Consider the following 19,240-nt stretch of genomic DNA (forward strand, 5'->3'; position numbering starts at 1 on the left):
GTCCCCTCGATCTACCGCAAGCAGACCCCCACCCTGCGCGACAAGTACAACTTCACCGACGAAGAAGTCGAGTTCTTCGACCTGCATATCGTCTCCGACGAAATCCACGGCGAGCGCGGCTACCAGATCGTGCTCGAACACGCCGACACCCCCGAACTCCAGCAGCGCTGCCTGAAGATCTGCGAGATCGGCGCACAGATGCGCCTGCTCTATACCACCGCCCTCTATCACGACTACGTCGCGCAGGAAATCCCGCTGCCCGAACTCGAACTCGCCGCTTGAGAGGGCTGCGTCATCGCACGCGGCCGGCATTGCACGCCGGCCGTCCTTGACAGACCACCACGGACCGCTTGCGGAACAGTTGTATGCCGAAAGTCGTATTTCACAAGAATGGCCAGACCTTCGAAGACGAGGTCAAGCCCAGTACCAACCTGGTGGTCCGGGCGGGAATCAAGCAGTTTCCGTATCCGAACCTGCGCTACGAATGCGGCATGGGCAAGTGCTCGAAATGCGCCTGCCGCGTGATCTCGGGCGCCGAGCACTTGCCGCCGCCCAACTGGAAGGAAAAGAAGCAGCTCGGCGAGCGGCTCGAACAGGGCTACCGGCTGACCTGCCAGATCTGGCTGGAGCATGACATCGAGCTGGCCCAGGACGAACTGCCGCCAGAGAGCGTCGCGCCCAAGGCCATGCCAGCCGCAGCGCGGCCGGTGACGGCAACCAGCAATTCGTGAGCCATCGGCAATTCTCCGCACCTGTACCAGCGGCAACAAGCAAGCGGCAAAGTCATGTACGTGATTCTCAGCAGCAAGCCAGGGCAGTTCCATACCGAACTCGTCGAAGGACTGTCGGCCGTGGAGGCCTACGACTACCTCTTCTACGGCCGCATGACGGCGCAGTACGTGATCGCCGAGCTGGCGTATCCGGTCAAGGTGAAGGTGGTAGAGCAAGCCGATGGCGGCACGCAGCCCATCGTCAACTACGTGCCCTCCAAATTCCTGGAGAAGTTCGACACGCTCGAAGGCGCACGCGAGGAACTCAGGCGGCTGGCCAGCTTCGGCAGCATGGATATCGCGCTGGTGAAGCATCCCGACTGAACAACCCCATCCACGACAAACCGAGTATGACCGGCACGGCGCCGGGCAGCCCCCTCATGCAATCGGACTGTTTCCATGATTGAAATCACCTTTGTCACCAACGACAGCAAGGTCGTCACCGCCCCCGAGAACAGCAACCTGCTGCGCGTTTCCCTGCGCGAGAAAGGCGGCATCCCCTTCAAGTGCGGCGGCGGCCTGTGCGGCACCTGCAAGTGCAAGATCGAAAGCGGCCTCGAGTTCACCGACGCCATCAAGCCCAAGGAGCGCAAGCACCTGACCGAGGAGCAGTTCGGCCAGGGCTACCGCATGGCTTGCCAGACCTTTGTGAACGGCGACATCAGCGTGTCCTGGGAAGCGCAGACCAGCGCCGCGGCCAAGGCCGTATCCGTCGCCGGATAAGCGAGCGCCGCTTGTGATGCGGCGTGCTCCCGGCTTGCCGCAGGATAGCTGCGGCGCACCTGCATGCCGCCCCGCCGCGCCAAAGTTTGCCGCTTTGGCACAAGGCCGGCTACGATGCCGCCTCTGCACAGACCGGCGACACCGCCTTCGTCACGCCGGCACAGGAGACAACCCCCAAAATGGATTCACATATCGCCATCGGCGCGGCCCACTGGGTCTACCTCGCCGGCGTGTTCGCCATCGTGCTCACCATGGTGTTCCGCGCCAACGTGGTGGTGCCCTCGATCATCGCCACCTTCCTGGTGACCCTGGCCTGGACCCATAGCCCGGTCAGCGCGCTGGCCAGCATCTTCAACGCCAGCTTCGTGGCGGCGCGCGAACTGTTCAACATCTTCCTGGTGATCGCGCTGATGACAGCGCTGCTCAACGCGCTCAAGGCCCTGCGTTCCGACGTGCGCATGGTGGAGCCCTTCCGTTCGGTGATGAAGAACGGCCACACGGCTTACTTCATGCTGGCCGCCATCACCTATGCCATCTCGCTGTTCTTCTGGCCCACCCCGGCGATCCCGCTGGTGTCCGCCATCCTGCTGCCGGCCGCCATCGCCGCCGGGCTGCCGCCGCTGGCCGGCGCCATGGCCATTGCCATCGCAGGCCAGGGCACCGCGCTGTCGTCCGACTACGTGATCGGCGTGGCGCCGGGCATCAGCGCCAAGGCGGCCGGCGCCGCGGTCAGCGCCGCCATGGTGGCGGACCGCGCGCTGGTGCTGTCGCTGATCACCGGCGGCATCGCGCTGACGCTGGCCTATCTTTCCATCCGCGGCCATATCCGCCCCGCCAGCACCAGCCTGCTGGAGCGCTGGCAGGGCCGCGCGGAAACCGGGATGGACCCCGCCGGTGGCGCCGGCAGCTTCGACAAGAGCGAACTGGCGCGCGGCACCGCGCATGGCGAGCCGCTGGGCACCGACGCCAATATCGCGCGCAGCCTGTCGATGGTGGAGCAGCGCCGCATCAAGTGGTCCAAGGCATTTGCCGTGCTCACGCCGCTGGCCTTCGCGGCGGTGATCGCGCTGATGGTCTCGCCCAAGCTCGGCCTCGGCGTGGCCGAGCTCAAGGGGGGCGAAGCCGCGGCCATGGTGGGGGGCACCGCGGCGCTGCTGATGATCCTTTGCACGCTGGCTGCCGAAGGGCCGCGCAAGATGCTGGACATGAGCGCAGAGCACATCACCGACGGCTTCGTCTTTGCCTTCAAGGCCATGGGCTCCGTGCTGCCGATCGCGGGATTCTTCTTTATCGGCGCGAGCGACACGGCCGGCGCCATCCTGCACGTTGGCACCGGCCACGCGCCCAGCCTGCTGTTCGAGCTGATCCAGGGCGCCGAGCAATGGATTCCAAACAATCACGTACTGGTGGCCTTCGGCGTACTGCTGGTGGGCATGATCACCGGCATCGACGGCTCCGGCTTTGCCGGCCTGCCGCTGACCGGCACGCTGGCCGGCGCGCTGGGGCCCACGGTCGGGCTGGACGCGGCCACGCTGTGCGCGGTGGGCCAGATGGGCGCGGTATGGACCGGCGGCGGGACGCTGATCGCGTGGTCGTCGCTGGTGGCCATTACCGGCTTTGCGCGCGTGCCGGTGCTCGATGCCGTGCGCGCGCTGCTGGTGCCGGTGCTGGCGGGCCTGACCGTCTCGACGATGTGCGCCGTGGTCCTGTGGCGCTGAAACACCGAACCTCAAACCCCTGACAAGCAAGGAGCGACCCGCATGACAACCGCAACCCCGGCCGAAGGCGTGCGCGCCGCGCACTGCATGGTCGCCACCGGCCACCCGCTCGCCGCGCAGGCAGCGCTGCGGGTATTGCGCGAAGGCGGCAGCGCTGTCGACGCGGCGCTCGCGGCCGACGCTATCCTGGGCGTGGTGGAGCCGATGGCCACCGGCATCGGCGGCGACATGCTGGCCATGATCGTCGAGCCCGACGGGCATGCGGTCAGCTACAACGGCACCGGCCGCGCGCCTGCGGCCTTTCCGATGGCGGCACTGGCGGGCCTCCCCGGGCAGCGCATCCCCGAGCGCCACGCGCTTTCGCTGACCACGCCCGGCGCGGTGCGCGGCTGGGAGGATCTGCACCGCCGCTATGGCCGCATGGAGTGGAAGCAATTGTTCGCCCCGGCGATCGCGCTGGCGCGCGACGGCTTCCCGGTCGCACCGGTAGCCGCGCGCGAATGGGCCGTGTTCGATCGCGTGCTGCACCAGGACCCGGTCTGCGCCGCGCTCTATCGCGCCGGCCGCCCGCCGGTCGCCGGCGAGACCTTCAGCAATCCGGAACTGGCGAAGGTGCTGGGCGCCATCGCGGCGGAAGGCGCCGATGCCTATTACCTGGGCGCCCCCGCGCAGGCGGCCGCGACAGCCAGCCGCAATGCCGGCGGCGCGCTGGCGGCCGCGGATTTCGCCGCCCATCGCGGGAATTTCTGCACGCCGGTTTCCACGACCTTCCGCGGCCTGACCGTGCTCGAGTGCCCGCCCAATACGCATGGCGTGGCGATCCTGCACGCGCTGGACGAACTGGGCCGGCTCGACCCTGCCCTGCTGGCGCAGGACGATCCCGCCGCCGTGCTGCGCACCGTGCAAGCCATGGGCCGCGCCATGCAATACGCCAAGCAAACCGTGGCGGACCCGGCCGGCAACACAGTCTGCACCGTGGTGGTGGATCGCGACGGGCTGGCCGTCACGCTGATGACCAGCATCTTCAAGCGCTTCGGCTCCGGCATAGCGGTGCCGGGTTGCGGCTTCGTGCTGCAGAACCGCGGCTTCGGCTTTGCCGGCCCCGGCCATATCAACAGCCCCGCGCCCGGCAAGCGGCCGTACCACACGGTCGTGCCCGGCGCGGCGCTGCGCGACGGCCGCTTCCATGCGGGCTTCGGCGTGGTCGGCGGCCTTATGCAGCCGCAAGGACAATTGCAGTTGCTGGTGCGGCTGGCGGCCTGGCAGCAGCCGCTGCAAGCCGCGCTCGATGCGCCGCGCTGGCGGCTGGAGTCCGACACCGCGCTCGCCATCGAAGCCGGCATGCCGCCGGCCATCGCGCAAGCCCTGCGCGACGCCGGCTACACCGACCCCGCCGGCCTTGGCGAGCTGGGCGACCGCAGCGATTTCGGCGGCGCGCAGATCGTCATGCGCGATGCCTCAGGCGGCCTGCTGGGCGCATCGGACAAACGCAAGGACGGCATCGCGCTGGGCGATTGAAGCGCGCCCCGATTGCCGACACCCATTTCCAACCGCCGGAACCCCACCCGTGACCCTGAAGATCTACGGCATCGCCGCCTCGCGCGCCATCCGCCCCCTGTGGGCGGCGGAAGAACTTGGCCTGGCCTACGAGAACATCCCGCTGCACTACGCCTCGGCGCAAGCCAAGGCACCCGCCTACCTGGCGATCAACCCCAACGGCACCGTGCCCGCCATCGACGACGATGGCCTGGTCATCTATGAGTCGCTGGCCATCACGCTCTACCTGGCGCGCAAGCATGCGGGCCAGGTGCTGTGCGACGGCACCGCCGGACAGGACGCCGGGATCCTGCAATGGACGCTGTGGGCCGCCACCATGGTCGAGCCGCACCTGACGCAGTGGAGCCAGCACACCCGGCTGTTGCCACAGGCGCAACGCGACCCCGCCCAGGCCGCCGCGGCGCTGGCGGCGCTGGCGGCGCTGCGCAAGCCGCTGGCCGTGCTGGACGCGCATTGCGCGCGCCAGCCCTACTTGCTGGGCGACACCTTCACCGTGGCGGATCTGAACGTGGCATCGGTGCTGCACCGTCTGGCCGACATCGATGCCTGCGCCTTCACCAGCTTGACTGCCTGGCACCAGCGCTGCGTGACGCGGCCGGCGGCGCAGCGGGCCTTCGCCTTGCGCCAGCAGGCGGCCTGAGCCAGCGCCACCAGCAGGCCGATGCACGCATCGGCCGCCGCCTGCCCCTGGCGGCAAGGACGCCGCGACGCACCGCAAGGCGGCATGCGGCTAGCGCTTGCCGCCCGCCAGCTTGACGGCATCCGGGTGCCGCCGCAGCCGCCACATGGCGACGCAGCCCAGCGCCGGCCCGATGGCCAGCATGCCGAAGCCCCCGCGCCAGCCGAGATACGCCACGACATCCGGCACCAGGTGGATGCTGACCAGCGTCAGCAGGAAGCCCGCGCAGGTCTGCGCCGTCAGCAGCGTGCCCACCGAGGACGGATCGGCCAGCTCGGTCACGCTGGCGGAGAACTGCGCGGAGTCCGCGATCACGGACAGACCCCACAGCAAGGCCACGGCCACCAGCAGCGCCATCGGCGCGGTGGACAGCCAGCCCATCAGCGCCGCGCACGAGGCGCTGATGCCCATGGCACCGATGGTCACGGCGGTGCGGCCCACGCGGTCGGCCAGCCAGCCGCCCAGCCACGCGCCGAGCGCGCCCACGGCCACCACCACGAAGGTCATCCATTCGGCCCGCGAGCGCGCTTCGGCCACGCCGCGCGCGACCAGCGTCTGCTGCAGGAACAGCGCCAGCCAGGCCCACATCGCGTACAGCTCCCACATATGGCCGAGATAGCCCAGGTTGGCCAGGCGCACTGCCGGGCTGCGCCAGGCCTGCGCCACCTTGCCGATATCGATGCGCGTGGCGCGCCTGATGTTGGGACCGACGCTGGCGAAGCCGATCAGCACCGCCGCTGCCGCGGCACAGGCCGCGGCCACGCCGTAGATGGTGCGCCAGTCCAGCCCGCCGGTGGCGGCCAGCAGGTGCGGGCTGGCCGAGCCGAGCGTGAGCGCGCCCACCAGCAGGCCGATCAGCAGGCCCAGGTCGCGCTGCGCCCAGGTGGCGGCCATCCGCATGCCCACGGGATAGACTCCCGCCATGCACATGCCGGTGACAAAGCGCAGCAGCACCACCACGCCGCCGGTGGGCGGCAGGAACGCCAGCGCGCCGGTGGCCAGCGCCGCCACCAGCGCGGAACCCATGAACAGGCGCCGCAGATCGTAGCGGTCCGGCAGCGACAGCAAGGCCGAGGTAATGGTGCCGGCGACAAAGCCGAACTGCACCGCGCTGGTCAGCAGGGCTTCGTCGAAGGCCGCGATCGCGTGCGCCTGCTTGATAACGGCGATCACCGTGCTCGACGAGAACCACACGCCCATCGCCGCCACCTGTGACAACAGCAGGATGACTAGCGAGGCGGTCTTGCCGGGCAGGTGGGCGGCGGCGGGCATTGCGGGCGTGGAGGACATGACGGGCGCGGCCTGGGCGCGAGCCATCGCGTCAGGTCCCGGCGTCGGCTGGCGCCGCCGCGCCGACCCGGTGGAAATCGCGGCCGAAATAGATCAGCCCGTCGCGGTCGTCCTGCGCGCGCGCGGCCCGGACCGCGCAGAAGAACACCGTGTGCGTGCCGACCTCGGTCACCGATTCGATCTCGCAATCGAGCGCGCTGACCGCGCCGCGCAGCACCGGCGCGCCGGTCTCCATGCGCTCCCACTCTGCACTGGCAAAGCGCTCGCCGATCGAGACGTCCTTGCTGGAAAAGCGCATCGCCACGTCGCGCTGTTCCGCGCTGAGCACATTGACGCACAGCCGGCCGTTCTCGCGCATGGCGGCATTGTTGCGGCTGGCGCGGTTGATGCACACCAGCAGCATGGGCGGCTCGTCGGTCACGCCGCATACGGCGGAAGCGGTGCAGCCGGCCAGGCCCGCCACGCCGTCGGTGGTGATGACGTTGACGGCGGCGCCCAGCCCTGCCATCGCGTCTCGGAAAGTCGTCTTGTCTACCATGCCCTTGTCCGGTGCCTGCGCAGAATGATGATCTCAGGCCTGCGCGCCTGCAACCGCGGCGGCGCCGCGGTAACGGGCGGCAGCGTGCGTGGCCGGCAGGCGGGCGTGGCCGAACAGCTTGTCGCGGTAGGTGCCGTCGCGGTACGCGGTCTTGTAGACGCCGCGCTCCTGCAGGATCGGCACCAGCAGCCCGATCACATCGTCGAAGCACTCCGGCATCACGGTGCGCGAGAGATTGAAGCCGTCCACGCCGGTGTCCTGGCTCCAGCCCTGCATCAGGTCCGCGATGCGCCCGGCGCTGCCCACCCAAGGCGCCTGTCGGCTGCCCAGCACCATCTGCTCGAGCAGCTTGCGGCGGGTCCATTGCGGGCCGGCGCTGCGCGTCATGGCCTCCACATTGGATACGATGGCCTGGCTCTTGCTGGCCTGGATGGGCTCGTCGATGTCATAGCGCGCGAAGTCGATGCCCATCGACGCGGCCGCGTGCACCAGTGCCGCCTCGGAACTGACATAGCGGCGGTATTCCTCGTACTTTTCCTGCGCCTCGGCATCGGTCCTGCCGGTGACGATGGTGGCGCCCATGAACACCTTGACGTCTTCCGCGCGGCGGCCCTGCCGCACCGCCTGGGCGCGGATGTCGCCGACGATCTCCTGCACCCCCTCCTTCTTCTGCCCGTTCACGAACACGCATTCGGCGTGCGTGGCCGCGAACCGGCGCCCGCGCGCGGACGATCCCGCCTGGTACAGCACCGGGGTGCGCTGCGGCGACGGCGCGCACAGGTGCACGGCGTCGACCTTGTACTGCGGGCCGCGATGGTGGACGGCGCGCACCTTGGACGGATCGGCATAGACGCCGCCGGCGCGGTCGTGGACCACGGCGTCGTCGTCCCAGCTGCCTTCCCAGAGCTTGTAGACCAGCGCCATGTATTCGTCGGCGAGGTCGTAGCGGTCGTCGTGCGCCGCCTGCCCTTCGATGCCGATGGCGCGTGCCGCACTGTCGAGATAGCCGGTCACGATATTCCAGCCGATGCGCCCGCCGGTCAGGTGGTCGAGCGTGGACATGCGGCGCGCGAACAGGAACGGCTGCTCGTAGGTCAGGTTGCAGGTCACGCCGAAGCCGAGATGGCGCGTGACCGCCGCCATGGCCGGGATGATCAGCGTCGGGTCGTTCACCGGCACCTGCACCGCGCCGCGCAGCGCGGCGTCCGGACTGCCGCCGTAGACGTCGTACACGCCCACCACGTCGGCGAGGAAGATGCCGTCGAACAGGCCGGCTTCGAGCGTCTTCGCGTAGTCGGTCCAGTACTGCAATTCGCCGAAGCGACTGGATTGATCGCGCGGGTGGGTCCACAGCCCCTGCTGGATGTGGCCCACGCAGTTCATGTCAAAGGCGTTCAGACGAATTTCACGGGGCATGCCGGCTCCAGGTCAGCCATTGGTCCGCCGGGGCCGCTGCTTCGCCGCAAACCGGCCAATGTCTGCCACCCCGCTCATTGCGTTTAATATAGTGGACGGATGACTACCGATAAAAGCGAAATTCGATAAGGGTTAACGCGAGCATGTGAGGCAGCCCGGCGCAATGCCAGATGCCAGATGCCAGATGCCAGATGCCAGATGCGGGAAGCGGGGAAGCGGGAAACAGCGCCGACGCCGGCGCCCGTCAGATGGCCGCCGCCACCGGGCGGTTCGCCTGGCGGCCACGGCGACGCAAGTCAGTCCTCGCCGTCGACCTGGCAAAGTATCCGGTGGGCCAGGCGCAGATGCGGCCGGTCGATCATCGTGTCCCCGAGGCGCACCACGCCGGACGCGCCCACGGTAGAGAACGCGGCCACCACCTGCCTTGCCCAGACCACTTCTTCCTCATTGGGAAGGAAGGCCTGGTTGATCGCGGCGATATGTGCCGGATGCCCCGCCGCCTTGGCTACGAATCCATCGCGGCGCGCCTGCAAGGCCTCTGCCACGATCTGCGCTTCGTCGCCGAGTTTGGTGCTGACGGCATCGATCGCGTCGACGCCCGCCTGGGCGGCCGCAAGCAGGCACATGGTCCGCGCCACGGAGAAGGGCGATGTGAGCTCCCGGCCGGCATGCGACGAGAAAGCGCCCAGATCCGCGGCCAGATCGTCGACGCCCCACATCAGCGCGCGCAGACGCATGGGGGCGTTGCGGTACGACGAGAGACCGAACACGCCCTCCGACGTCTCCGTCGCCATGGCGATGATGCCGGTCTGCTGCTTGCCGCCGAGCAGGATGTGCTCGAACGCGGAAAGAAAATCGCCTAGCCGGTGCACATCGTCGACACTCCGGCATTTTGGTAACACGATGGCATCGGGACGGTGACGCACGACGGTTGCGAGGTCTTCAAGGACGTGCGCCGTGGACAGGCCATTGATCCGCACGAAGAAGCAGGCGGGCATCGATTCCCGGTGCACATCGAGGAAGGCCGAAAGCCGCTTCCTCGCCTCGCCCTTCCCTTCCTCGGGCACGGCATCCTCGAGGTCGAAAACCAGCGCATCGGCGCCGGACCGCAAGGATGCTTCGAGCTTCCTGTCGCTGTCGGCGGGTACGAAAAGCAGAGAGCGCAGATGGCCCGGCGTTCCAATACTCATGGTCTTCTCCTGCCTTGCGGCCATCCAGGCCTGCGATTCCGGTACGCGAGACTCGCGCCCGGGTTCCCGGCGTCCCTGTTGCGACAGGATTCGTCCTGAACCACCGGGTCATTGTCCTGCACGATGCCTGCACCGGGCAACTTCGTCAAACCGCATTCCCGGAAGACCCCTTTAGCCAATTTCGAATACACTGGCCCGGCCACGCCGGCGATACGCGATACGCAATACGCATCGGCATGGGCGGCCGGGAAAAACATGCAGATATCGTCATAGATGGAATGGCCGGCGATGCTCGGGCCGATGGACCGCAAGGACCCCGGCTACAGGCGGCAGGCGCGGGGCGGCACCAGGACGGCGCCTCGTATAATGCGGCGACCATCGCCACGGCCCCGCGCCCGGATTCCAGTCCCATGCAAAACCAGCCTTCCGCCGATCCTACCGTCGCCATCTCCGCCCGCATCAGGACCGAGCGCGAATCGCGCGGCTGGTCGCTGTCGGACCTGGCCGATCGCTCGGGGGTGTCCAAAGCCATGATCAGCAAGATCGAGCGCGGCGAGGCCAGCCCCACCGCCACCGTGCTCGGTCGCCTGTCCGGCGCGTTCGGCCTGCAGCTGTCGATGCTGCTGGCGCTGGCCGAACAGGCTGGCGAGCGCCTCAGCCGGCATGACGACCAGGCGGTCTGGCAGGATCCGGAAACCGGCTACACGCGCCGCGCGGTCTCGCCGCGCAACGGCGGCATGCTGGAATTGCTCGAAGTCATGCTGCCGGCCGGGACCCGCGTCTCCTATCCGCCCGCCGCGTTCACCTTCCAGCACCAGCAGATCTGGATGCGCGAAGGCACGCTGGTCTTCGAGGAAGGCGATCTGGTGCACACGCTGAACGCCGGAGACTGCCTCCAGCTCGGCCCCCCGGTGGCCTGCACGTTCTTCAATCCCGGCGATACGCCGTGCGTGTACGCGATTGCGCTGGTACGCCGCTGACAGGAGCGGGAGCGCCCGGGCCTTGCAACCCGGCCGCGCCACCCGGCGCAGCTAGGCTGCGCAGCTAGGCGGCAGCGGCCTTGCGTTCTTCCTTGCGCCGCCCCCACCAGCCGCCGATCACCAGCAGCAGTGCCACCGCGACGATATCGCCGCCCAGCGCGATGGGCCGCGACGGCCGCCCACCGGCGATGCCATAGGTAAAGCCCTCGATCACCACCGACACCACCGCGCCGAAGACAAAGCAGAACAGGCTATGGCGGCCGATCTGCACCACCGGCCCCATCACCGAGGCCAGCCGCGCCACCCAGCCCGCGCGCACCGCCAGGTAGGCCAGCCATGCCAGGCCCAGGAAGCTCGCCACGCGCAGCGCCGCCAGGCTCTTCTTGGGCAGCGGGAACACCATGGTCGGCAGCCACGCCGGCAGCCACGGCTCATAGACGTGCGGACGCATCCACAGGTAGGCCAGCAACACGCCGGCCAGCGTCATCGCCACCGCCAGCACCGTCACCACCCAGCGCACCAGTTGCTGGCGCGGCAGGATCACGTCAGGCCGCAGGCGCGCCATCAGCCCCAGGCCGAACATCAGTTGCCAGGCAAAGGGATTGAAACTCCAGCCATTGCCGTCGCTGCTCGGCAGCAGCGGCGTGAGCATCGGCGCCATCAGCCACAGCAGCGCGCTGGCGCCGACGAAGGTCAACGGCCGCGCGCGCGCCATGCGGATGCCCAGCGGCGCGAACAGGATGAACACCGCATACATCGGCAGCACGTCCGAGACGAAGGGCTGGCGCGCCACGCTGAACACCTCGACCAGCGTGCTGAACGGATGCGCCATGAAGATCGGCGCCTCGGTGGATACCACCGCCGGTGCCGGCACGCGTGCCAGCGCCAGCAGCAGACCGAACACCAGCATCAGCACGCCGGTCAGCACGAACGCCTTGTAGATCTCCCAGCTGCGCCGCACCAGGCGGCTCTGCGCGGCAGCCGCGCCGTGGCGCGCCTCCATGGCCAGGAAGGCCGAGCTGGCCGAATAGCCGGCCAGGAAGACAAAGATCTCCGCCGCGTCGAAGAACGCGAAATTGCGGATCGTATAGTCAGCCAGCACGCTGCCATTCACGTGGTCGACCACGATGAAGATCAGCGCGACGCCGCGAATTAGGTCAACCTCAGTTCTGCGCTGGGTTTCGTTTGTTGCCAAAAGCATCTCCTGCATTACCCGGCACCGGACGCCCCGACAAAGCGCCCGCGTGCCCCCGGGATCTCCTCGAGCGGAGAACCCGTACCTGTTCAATGTGTAAAAACCAGCACGTTGGACAGGACAGATGCGCAAATGTGCCGCGCCCGAGACGCAACCATGCCCTGGCGACGAACGCGCAGGGCGAGATGATACGGCATACTGGGGATTACCCTAGGATCCTGGGGCGGAGTCTTGCCAGAGGGCGGAAAACAAGAAGGCCGGCGAGCACGGCAAGGAGGCCGAGCCCGCCGGCCCGTGCCGGTTCAGGGGATGTCTTCGCAGCCTTAAGACTGCAATGGCTGGATCTTCGCGCGATGCACGATCGCGCGCCATTTCAGCGTTTCGGCGGAGATCGTCCGTGCGAATGCCTCCGGCGTGCTCGCCACCGGCTCGAGCCCAAGCCCCAGCATCTTCTCGCGCACCTCCGGCTGGCGCAACACCGCGGCCGCATCCGCCTGCCACTTGCGCACCACCGCGTCCGGCGTCCCCTTCGGCGCCACCAGCCCGTACCACGAGGTCACGTCGAAGCCCGGATAGCCCGACTCCGCTACCGTCGGCACGCCCGGCAACTGCGCCAGGCGCTGCGGCCCGGCCACGGCAATCGCCACCAGCTTGCCTGAACGGATATGCTGCAGCACGGTCGACACGCCTGCGAACACCATCTGTACCTGCCCGCCAAGCACATCATTGAGCGCGCTCGCGGTGCCGTTGTAAGGTACGTGCACGGTCTGGATGCCCGCCTCCAGGTTCAGCAGCTCGCCCGCCAGGTGCGCCCCGCTGCCGCTGCCCGGCGAGGCAAAATTCAGTTCACCCGGATGGGCGCGCGCGTAGGCCACCAGCGCCTTGAGCGAATGCGCGGGAAAGCCCGGGCTGACCACCAGCACGTTGGGCGACCTCGCCAGCATCGTCACGGGGACCAGGTCGCGCGTGTCGAAGCCAAGCTTCGGGAAAAGAATCGGGTTCACCGTGAGGTTGCCTGCCGGCGCCAGCGCCAGCGTATAGCCGTCCGCGGGTGCCCGCGCCGCGGCCTCCATGCCGATATTGCCTGCCGCGCCGGGCTTGTTGTCGATCACCACGGCACGGCCCCACTGCTCTGCCAGCTTCTGCCCCACCAGTCGCGGCAAGGCATCGGACACGCCGCCCGGCGCGAACGGCACGATCACCCTCACCGGCTTTGCCGGGAAACCCTCGCCTGCGGCGGGGCCGGCAGCGAACGACGGCAGGCTTGCGCAGGCCAGCACGGCTGCCCCCGCAAAGCGAACGACAGTGGAACTGGCAAGCTGGCGGACAAGACGATTCACCTCGGACTCCGAAAAACGTGGAAAGACAACAAGCGCGCCGGGCATGCGCGCGCTTGTTGTTCAGATCGATGTTATCGAGCCGCCGGTTACTTGTATAGACAACTTTTCAGCTATGGAAAGGCAGTTTTTGCATATGGAACAGGCGCCATATGGGACAGGCGCCGCCGGCCTGGGGCGAAACGGATCTCGACTACCCAATCACCTCACCCGCCAGTTCGCTCTCCAGCCAGGCGCGGAACTGCCGCACGCCGGGCCGCTCCACGCTTGACGTGACGATCTGGTAGGTCAGCCCGTCGGCGGTGTGCTCCGGCACCACCACCTGCAACTGGCCGCTCTTGAGCATCGGCAGCACCATGGGCGTGCGCCCGATGGCAATGCCCGCCTGCTGGACGGCGGCGTTGAGCACGTGCGCGTATTGCGAGAAATACAGGCAGGCCTGCTTGGGCGAGCGCAGCAAGCCCAGGCGCTGGTACCACTGCGTCCACGACATCCAGGCAAAGCGGGCGCCGGGGTCGTGGAAGACCAGCAGGGGCGCATCGAGTATGTGGCGCGGCTCGGTGATGCGCGCGGCGATGGCGGGGGCGGCCACCAGCATCAGGCGTTCCTGCAGCAGCGGGCGGGGACCGCCGGGACCGGGGGCTTGCGCATTGAGGCGGATGGCCAGGTCGATGCCTTCGCGCTCGAGATTGAGCATGGGTTCGGAGGCATCGATGCGGACGTCGATGCCGGGTTCGGCGGCCTGGAAGCGGGCAAGCTTGGGCACCAGCCAGAGGGCGGCGAAGGATGGCGTGGTGGTGACGGCGATGGAAACGCGGTCCACGGCGAGCAGGCGGTCGATGGCGGCGCCGAGCTGGCCGATGGCTTCGCGCGCGGCTTCATAGAGCTGGCGGCCTTCCGGGGTCAAGCTCAGGCCTTTGCCGCCGCGCCGGAACAGCGCGACGCCGAGCACGTCTTCCAGGCTCTTGACCTGCTTGCTGATGGCGGACTGGGTGAGGCAGAGCTCTTCGGCGGCTGCCGTGAAGCTGAGATGGCGCGCGGCGGATTCGAAGCCGCGCAGGGCCTCGAGCGACATGGTGCGCAGCGCGCTGGTGGAGGCTCGGCTCAGGATCGTCATGACGCCCAGGCATACCGCTGATGAAAATCCTTCCGGCCGCTGCGGCCGGTTCCCGGCAAGAATGCAGTCAAGGTTCCCGGCGCCCATCTGGCGCTATCCGACGCTCACCCGATGCATTCGGACGCAAGCCCATGCGGCGGATACAGGGGAAGCGCTTTGCCCGGAGGCTGACATGCGCGCGACGACCACGACCCAGAGCGTTAATCCATCGGCCACGCCAGCTGCCGCGCAAGGCCTCTGGCTGCTCGGCCCGGCCGCGCTGCGGATCCCGCTTGGCTCTGGATCTTACCTGATCTGCACGCAGGGCATGGCATGGCTCACCCAGCAATCGGCCGCGCTCGACGCCGCGCGCCGCGACACCGTGCTGGCCTGCGGCGAGCGCTTCGTCGCGGCCGAGGAGACCGTGGTGTTTGTCTCCGGCTTTCGGGGGCGGCCGGCGTGCATTGCCGTGCGGGACCCCGCCTGAAGAACGCCAGGAAAAAACGTCACGACAAAGGAGAACGACCATGAACGATGCACTCCACGGGCACGCTGCGCAGGACGACGGACACGGCGCCCCCGCCGGTCAAGCCGGTCACGCCAATCAAGCCGATCAAGCCGATATGCTCGTGCAATATGAAGCGCTGGGCGCGCACGCGCTGCTGGTACTGAACCGTCCGGCCAAGCTCAATGCGCTGAGCTATGCGCTGATCGATGCCTTGATGGCAAGGCTGGATGCCATCGAGGCGGATCCGGCCGTGCGCTGCGTGATCCTGACCGGCAGCGGCACGCGCGCGTTCAGCGCGGGCGCAGACATCGCCGGCTTCGCGCCGGATATCGCGGCGTCGCCGGAGCAGGCGCTGCGCCGCTTCCTGCAGCGCGGGCAGGCCATGACGCGGCGCATCGAGTCGTTTCCCAAGCCGGTCATCGCGGCGGTCAACGGCCTGGCCTACGGCGGCGGATGCGAGACCGTGGAAGCATGCAGCCTGGCCATCGCGGCAAGCCATGCCACCTTTGCCAAGCCGGAGATCAAGCTGGGCTTTCCGCCCACCTTCGGCGGCACGCAGCGGCTGCCGCGCCACGTCGGGCGAAAGCGCGCCAACCAGATGATCCTCACCGGCGAGCCGATCGACGCGGCCGGCGCGCTGCGCTTCGGGCTGGTCAACGAGGTGGTGCAGGCGCAAGACCTGATTCCCGCGTGCGTGCGACTGGCCGACAGCATCGCCCGCCATTCCGCGGTGGCGGTAGCGGCCTCGCTGCGCGCGGTGACGCGTGGCATCAACCTGCCGATCGACGAGGGCCTGGCGGTGGAGGCCATGCAGTTCATGGTGGCGGCGGGCTCGCACGATGCGCGTGAAGGCACGCGCGCTTTCGTGGAGAAACGCCCCGCCGTGTTCCGCCACGCCTGAGCCGGCGGCATGGCCGCGCCGGCGCATGGGCGGCGTGTGCGAGTCCCGCGGGCGCCTTCCACGCAGAACTGGCGCTGGCGACTTGCACGGCATATATTGACCTCCACACGCGTGACCGGCACACGCGCGGCCGCCGGGCCGGTCTCTTGCGGGAGGGCGGCGGATGCGCCGCACGCGGTGCCCAAGGAGACTGGCGATGCAAGCGCAAATGGCGGGGACGGCCCTACCCGGGTCCTCGAAGCTCGGTGCCGTACTTCGTGTCACCAGCGGCAATTTCCTCGAGCAGTTCGATTTCTTCCTGTTCGGCTTCTACGCCACCTATATCGCCCAGACATTCTTCCCGGCCAACAGTGAATTCGCCTCGCTGATGCTGACCTTCGCCGTGTTCGGCGCGGGCTTCCTGATGCGCCCCCTGGGCGCCATCATGCTGGGCGCGTATATCGACAAGGTGGGACGGCGCAAGGGCCTGATCGTGACGCTCGCGCTGATGGCCAGCGGCACCATCCTGATCGCCCTGGTGCCAGGCTATGCCACCATCGGCCTGCTGGCCCCCCTGCTGGTGCTGGTCGGCCGCCTGCTACAGGGCTTCTCGGCCGGCGCCGAGCTCGGCGGGGTATCGGTCTATCTGTCGGAAATGGCCACGCCGGGCCACAAGGGCTTCTATACGGCGTGGCAGTCGGCCAGCCAGCAGATCGCCATCGTGGTGGCGGCGGGCCTGGGCTTCGCGCTGAACCAGTGGCTGACGGCCGACGCGCTGCACAGCTGGGGCTGGCGCATCCCGTTCTTCATCGGCTGCCTGATCGTGCCTTTCCTGTTTGTCCTGCGCCGTTCACTACAGGAAACCGAAGCGTTCCGCACGCGGCGCCACCATCCGAGCACGCGCGAGGTGTTCGACTCCATGCTGCGCAACTGGCGCACCGTGCTGGCCGGCATGCTGCTGGTGGCCATGACCACCACCACCTTCTACCTGATCACCGTCTATACCCCCACCTTCGGCAAGACCGTGCTCAAGCTGAGTACGGCCGACAGCCTGGGGGTGACGCTGTGCGTGGGCATCTCGAACTTTATCTGGCTGCCCATCGGCGGCGCGCTGTCCGACCGCATCGGCCGCCGCCCCATCCTGCTGGCGATCTCGCTGATTGCACTGGTCACCGCCTACCCCGCCCTGTCGTGGCTGGCGGCTGCGCCCAGTTTCGAGCGCATGCTGCTGGTGCTGCTGTGGCTGTCCTACCTGTTCGGCATGTACAACGGCGCCATGGTGGTGGCCCTGACCGAGGTGATGCCGGTCGAGGTGCGGGTGGCGGGCTTCTCGCTGGCATACAGCCTGGCTACCGCGCTCTTCGGCGGCTTTACGCCAGCCATTTCCACGTATCTGATCGAGGCCACCAAGGACAAGGCCGCGCCGGGATACTGGATGGCCTTCGCCGCCGCATGCGGGCTGATCGCCACACTCATCCTCTACCGCAAGAACCGCGTCGAGGCGACCGCGTAGCCTGCGCCCGGCCGGCCTGGCAGTGCCGGTGCGGAGGGCATCACAAGCCTCGCTGGGCGCCCGGGCCTGGCTCCCGGGGTGCCCGTGCGCATTTGTGCAACGCACAAAACCTTCCCGCAAGGCTCACTTTCAAAATTCCAAATTGTCGAACCGGCCGGCACGCGCGACACTTTGTCCACTGCGGCTGGCGCCCCCCGGCGCCCCGGACAAAGCATTCCATACAAGTTCGTTGCGGCCCCAATGACAGCTACCGAATTCATTCCCCTTGCCGCCCTGGTCGATGCGCACGGCACACAGCGGCCGCACCATCCCGCCGTGGTGCTGGATGACCGCAGCATCGATTACGCCGGGCTGAACCGGCTGGCCGACCGCGTCGCGGCGGCGCTGCAGCGCGACGGTGTGCCGGCGCAAGGCACGGTCGCCATCTGCGCAGCCACGTCCATCGAATACGTCGCCGCCTTCCTTGGCAGCCTGCGCGCAGGGGTGGCGGTGGCGCCGCTGTCGCCGGCACTGAATCCGGCAACGCTGCGGGGGATGGTGCAGGATTCAGGCGCGTGCCGCTTGTTCATCGACGCCACCACGCGCGAAGCGCTGTCCGGCCTGGGGACGGATCCGGGCGTGCCATGCATCGCGCTGGACGACAGCCATGCCGGGCAGCCGTTCAGCCAGTGGCTGGCCGCCGGGAACGCGCGGCCGGCACCGCCCGCGATCGGGCCGGACTGGGCCTTCAACCTGATCTATTCGTCCGGCACCACCGGTGTGCCCAAGGGCATCATCCAGCCGTTCGGCATGCGCGCCTCGCACGTGCAGCGCGCCGCGCAGGGCGGCTACGGCCCGGACAGCGTCACGCTGCTGTCTACCCCGCTGTATTCCAACACCACGCTGGTCAGCCTGTTCCCCACCCTGGCACTGGGCGGCACCGTGGTGCTGATGCGCAAGTTCGATGCCGGCCAGTACCTGGCGCTGGCCGCCCGCCACCGCGCCACCCATACCATCCTGGTGCCGGTGCAGTACCAGCGCATCCTGGCCCACGCGGACTTCGACGCCACCGACCTGTCCTCCTTCCGCGTCAAGTTCTGCACCAGCGCACCGTTCTCCGCCGCGCTCAAGGCCGAAGCGCTGCAACGCTGGCCGGGCATGCTGATCGAGTACTACGGCATGACCGAAGGCGGCGGGCGCTGCGAACTGCGCGCGCATGAGCATCCCGACAAGCTGCACACGGTGGGACGCCCGTCGGCGGACACCGACATGCGCCTGCTCGACAACCACGGCCGCGAGCTGCCGCCCGACGCGCCGCCCGGCACCCCGGGCGAGATCGTGGGGCATTCGTCGGGGATGATGTCCGGCTACCACAACCAGCCGGCCAAGACCGCCGAGGTGGAGTGGTTCGACGCCGGCGGCAAGCGTTTTATCCGCACCGGCGATGTCGGCTACTTCGACGCCGATGGTTTCCTGGTCCTGATGGACCGCAAGAAGGACATGGTGATTTCCGGCGGCTTCAATCTCTACCCGAGCGATATCGAAGCCGTGCTGATGACGCACGCCGACGTTGCCGACGCGGCCGTGGTGGGCGTGCCGTCCGAGCGCTGGGGCGAGACGCCGGTGGCCTATGTGGTGCTGCGCGCGGGCGCCGCGGCGGGCGCGCAAGCATTGCTGGACTGGGCCAACGGCCGGCTGGAGAAGATGCAGCGCCTGGCCGCGCTCGAGTTCACGGACGAACTGCCGCGCAACGCCATCGGCAAGGTGCTCAAGCGCGACCTGCGCGAGCGCTTCGGCCGCGCGCCGTGAGACCGGGGCTCGATCCGGGCACGATCCGGGCGACGCAAGAGCAAGCAATAGACAGGCACATG

Annotated in this window: 19 protein-coding genes; 12 read left to right on the forward strand and 7 right to left on the reverse strand. The window is 68.3% G+C overall.

The window, feature by feature from the left end; genetic code table 11:
- From AC1DKV_RS24590 to AC1DKV_RS24620, 7 genes are all read left to right on the forward strand, one after another.
- Window positions 1-282: iron-containing redox enzyme family protein (locus tag AC1DKV_RS24590; protein ID WP_441618936.1), on the forward strand; the 282-nt coding region annotated here is incomplete at its 5' end.
- 83 nt (window positions 283-365) lie between these two features.
- Window positions 366-731, forward strand: a complete 366-nt coding sequence (locus AC1DKV_RS24595; protein WP_441616822.1) for a 2Fe-2S iron-sulfur cluster-binding protein — start codon at window positions 366-368, stop codon at window positions 729-731.
- 54 nt (window positions 732-785) lie between these two features.
- Window positions 786-1,094 (forward strand): ferredoxin, encoded by a 309-nt coding sequence (locus tag AC1DKV_RS24600; protein ID WP_441616820.1) that lies wholly within the window; start codon window positions 786-788, stop codon window positions 1,092-1,094.
- 75 nt (window positions 1,095-1,169) lie between these two features.
- Complete coding sequence (locus AC1DKV_RS24605) at window positions 1,170-1,493, forward strand: 2Fe-2S iron-sulfur cluster-binding protein (protein ID WP_441616818.1); 324 nt, start codon at window positions 1,170-1,172, stop codon at window positions 1,491-1,493.
- A gap of 179 nt (window positions 1,494-1,672) precedes the next feature.
- Window positions 1,673-3,211, forward strand: coding sequence for a hypothetical protein (locus tag AC1DKV_RS24610; RefSeq protein ID WP_441616816.1), 1,539 nt, complete (start codon window positions 1,673-1,675; stop codon window positions 3,209-3,211).
- 42 nt (window positions 3,212-3,253) lie between these two features.
- The gene (locus AC1DKV_RS24615; RefSeq protein WP_441616814.1) at window positions 3,254-4,729 is read left to right on the forward strand and encodes a gamma-glutamyltransferase family protein; all 1,476 of its coding nucleotides are present in this window, start codon (window positions 3,254-3,256) and stop codon (window positions 4,727-4,729) included.
- 49 nt (window positions 4,730-4,778) lie between these two features.
- A complete protein-coding gene (locus AC1DKV_RS24620; RefSeq protein ID WP_441616812.1) occupies window positions 4,779-5,408 on the forward strand; it encodes a glutathione S-transferase family protein in 630 nt (209 codons plus the stop codon).
- Window positions 5,409-5,498: 90 nt separating this feature from the next.
- Here the strand turns inward: AC1DKV_RS24620 and AC1DKV_RS24625 are convergent, their stop codons facing one another.
- The 4 genes from AC1DKV_RS24625 to AC1DKV_RS24640 all read right to left on the reverse strand — a co-directional run bounded on the left by AC1DKV_RS24625 (window position 5,499) and on the right by AC1DKV_RS24640 (window position 9,881).
- Window positions 5,499-6,737: an MFS transporter gene (locus AC1DKV_RS24625; RefSeq protein WP_441616810.1), complete on the reverse strand. Its 1,239-nt coding sequence runs from the start codon at window positions 6,735-6,737 to the stop codon at window positions 5,499-5,501.
- 31 nt (window positions 6,738-6,768) lie between these two features.
- Window positions 6,769-7,275, reverse strand: a complete 507-nt coding sequence (locus tag AC1DKV_RS24630; RefSeq protein WP_441616809.1) for a flavin reductase — start codon at window positions 7,273-7,275, stop codon at window positions 6,769-6,771.
- A gap of 33 nt (window positions 7,276-7,308) precedes the next feature.
- Window positions 7,309-8,691 carry an LLM class flavin-dependent oxidoreductase gene (locus tag AC1DKV_RS24635; RefSeq protein ID WP_441616807.1) on the reverse strand — a complete coding sequence of 461 codons (1,383 nt, stop codon included), beginning with the start codon at window positions 8,689-8,691 and terminating at the stop codon, window positions 7,309-7,311.
- A 296-nt stretch (window positions 8,692-8,987) separates the two neighbouring features.
- Window positions 8,988-9,881, reverse strand: a complete 894-nt coding sequence (locus AC1DKV_RS24640; protein WP_441616805.1) for an HpcH/HpaI aldolase/citrate lyase family protein — start codon at window positions 9,879-9,881, stop codon at window positions 8,988-8,990.
- Between the two features lie 410 nt (window positions 9,882-10,291).
- On the opposite strand from AC1DKV_RS24640, the gene AC1DKV_RS24645 reads away from it, so the two are divergent.
- Window positions 10,292-10,861, forward strand: coding sequence for a helix-turn-helix domain-containing protein (locus AC1DKV_RS24645; RefSeq protein ID WP_441616803.1), 570 nt, complete (start codon window positions 10,292-10,294; stop codon window positions 10,859-10,861).
- Between the two features lie 64 nt (window positions 10,862-10,925).
- On the opposite strand, the gene AC1DKV_RS24650 is transcribed toward AC1DKV_RS24645, so the two are convergent.
- The 3 genes from AC1DKV_RS24650 to AC1DKV_RS24660 all read right to left on the reverse strand — a co-directional run bounded on the left by AC1DKV_RS24650 (window position 10,926) and on the right by AC1DKV_RS24660 (window position 14,510).
- Window positions 10,926-12,062 (reverse strand): OpgC domain-containing protein, encoded by a 1,137-nt coding sequence (locus AC1DKV_RS24650; protein ID WP_441616801.1) that lies wholly within the window; start codon window positions 12,060-12,062, stop codon window positions 10,926-10,928.
- Between the two features lie 317 nt (window positions 12,063-12,379).
- Window positions 12,380-13,396, reverse strand: coding sequence for a Bug family tripartite tricarboxylate transporter substrate binding protein (locus AC1DKV_RS24655; RefSeq protein WP_441616799.1), 1,017 nt, complete (start codon window positions 13,394-13,396; stop codon window positions 12,380-12,382).
- 190 nt (window positions 13,397-13,586) lie between these two features.
- The gene (locus AC1DKV_RS24660) at window positions 13,587-14,510 is read right to left on the reverse strand and encodes a LysR substrate-binding domain-containing protein (RefSeq protein WP_441650014.1); all 924 of its coding nucleotides are present in this window, start codon (window positions 14,508-14,510) and stop codon (window positions 13,587-13,589) included.
- Between the two features lie 172 nt (window positions 14,511-14,682).
- Between AC1DKV_RS24660 and AC1DKV_RS24665 the strand changes: the two genes are divergently transcribed.
- From AC1DKV_RS24665 to AC1DKV_RS24680, 4 genes are all read left to right on the forward strand, one after another.
- Window positions 14,683-14,976: a DUF2917 domain-containing protein gene (locus AC1DKV_RS24665; RefSeq protein WP_441616795.1), complete on the forward strand. Its 294-nt coding sequence runs from the start codon at window positions 14,683-14,685 to the stop codon at window positions 14,974-14,976.
- A 40-nt stretch (window positions 14,977-15,016) separates the two neighbouring features.
- Entirely contained in the window at window positions 15,017-15,898 is an 882-nt protein-coding gene (locus AC1DKV_RS24670) for a crotonase/enoyl-CoA hydratase family protein (RefSeq protein WP_441650015.1), read from the forward strand.
- 196 nt (window positions 15,899-16,094) lie between these two features.
- Window positions 16,095-17,390: an MFS transporter gene (tcuC, locus tag AC1DKV_RS24675; RefSeq protein ID WP_441616791.1), complete on the forward strand. Its 1,296-nt coding sequence runs from the start codon at window positions 16,095-16,097 to the stop codon at window positions 17,388-17,390.
- Between the two features lie 240 nt (window positions 17,391-17,630).
- Window positions 17,631-19,178 carry a class I adenylate-forming enzyme family protein gene (locus tag AC1DKV_RS24680; RefSeq protein WP_477138207.1) on the forward strand — a complete coding sequence of 516 codons (1,548 nt, stop codon included), beginning with the start codon at window positions 17,631-17,633 and terminating at the stop codon, window positions 19,176-19,178.
- Window positions 19,179-19,240 lie beyond the last annotated feature (62 nt).

It is taken from the genome of Cupriavidus sp. 05T41, assembly GCF_056396525.1.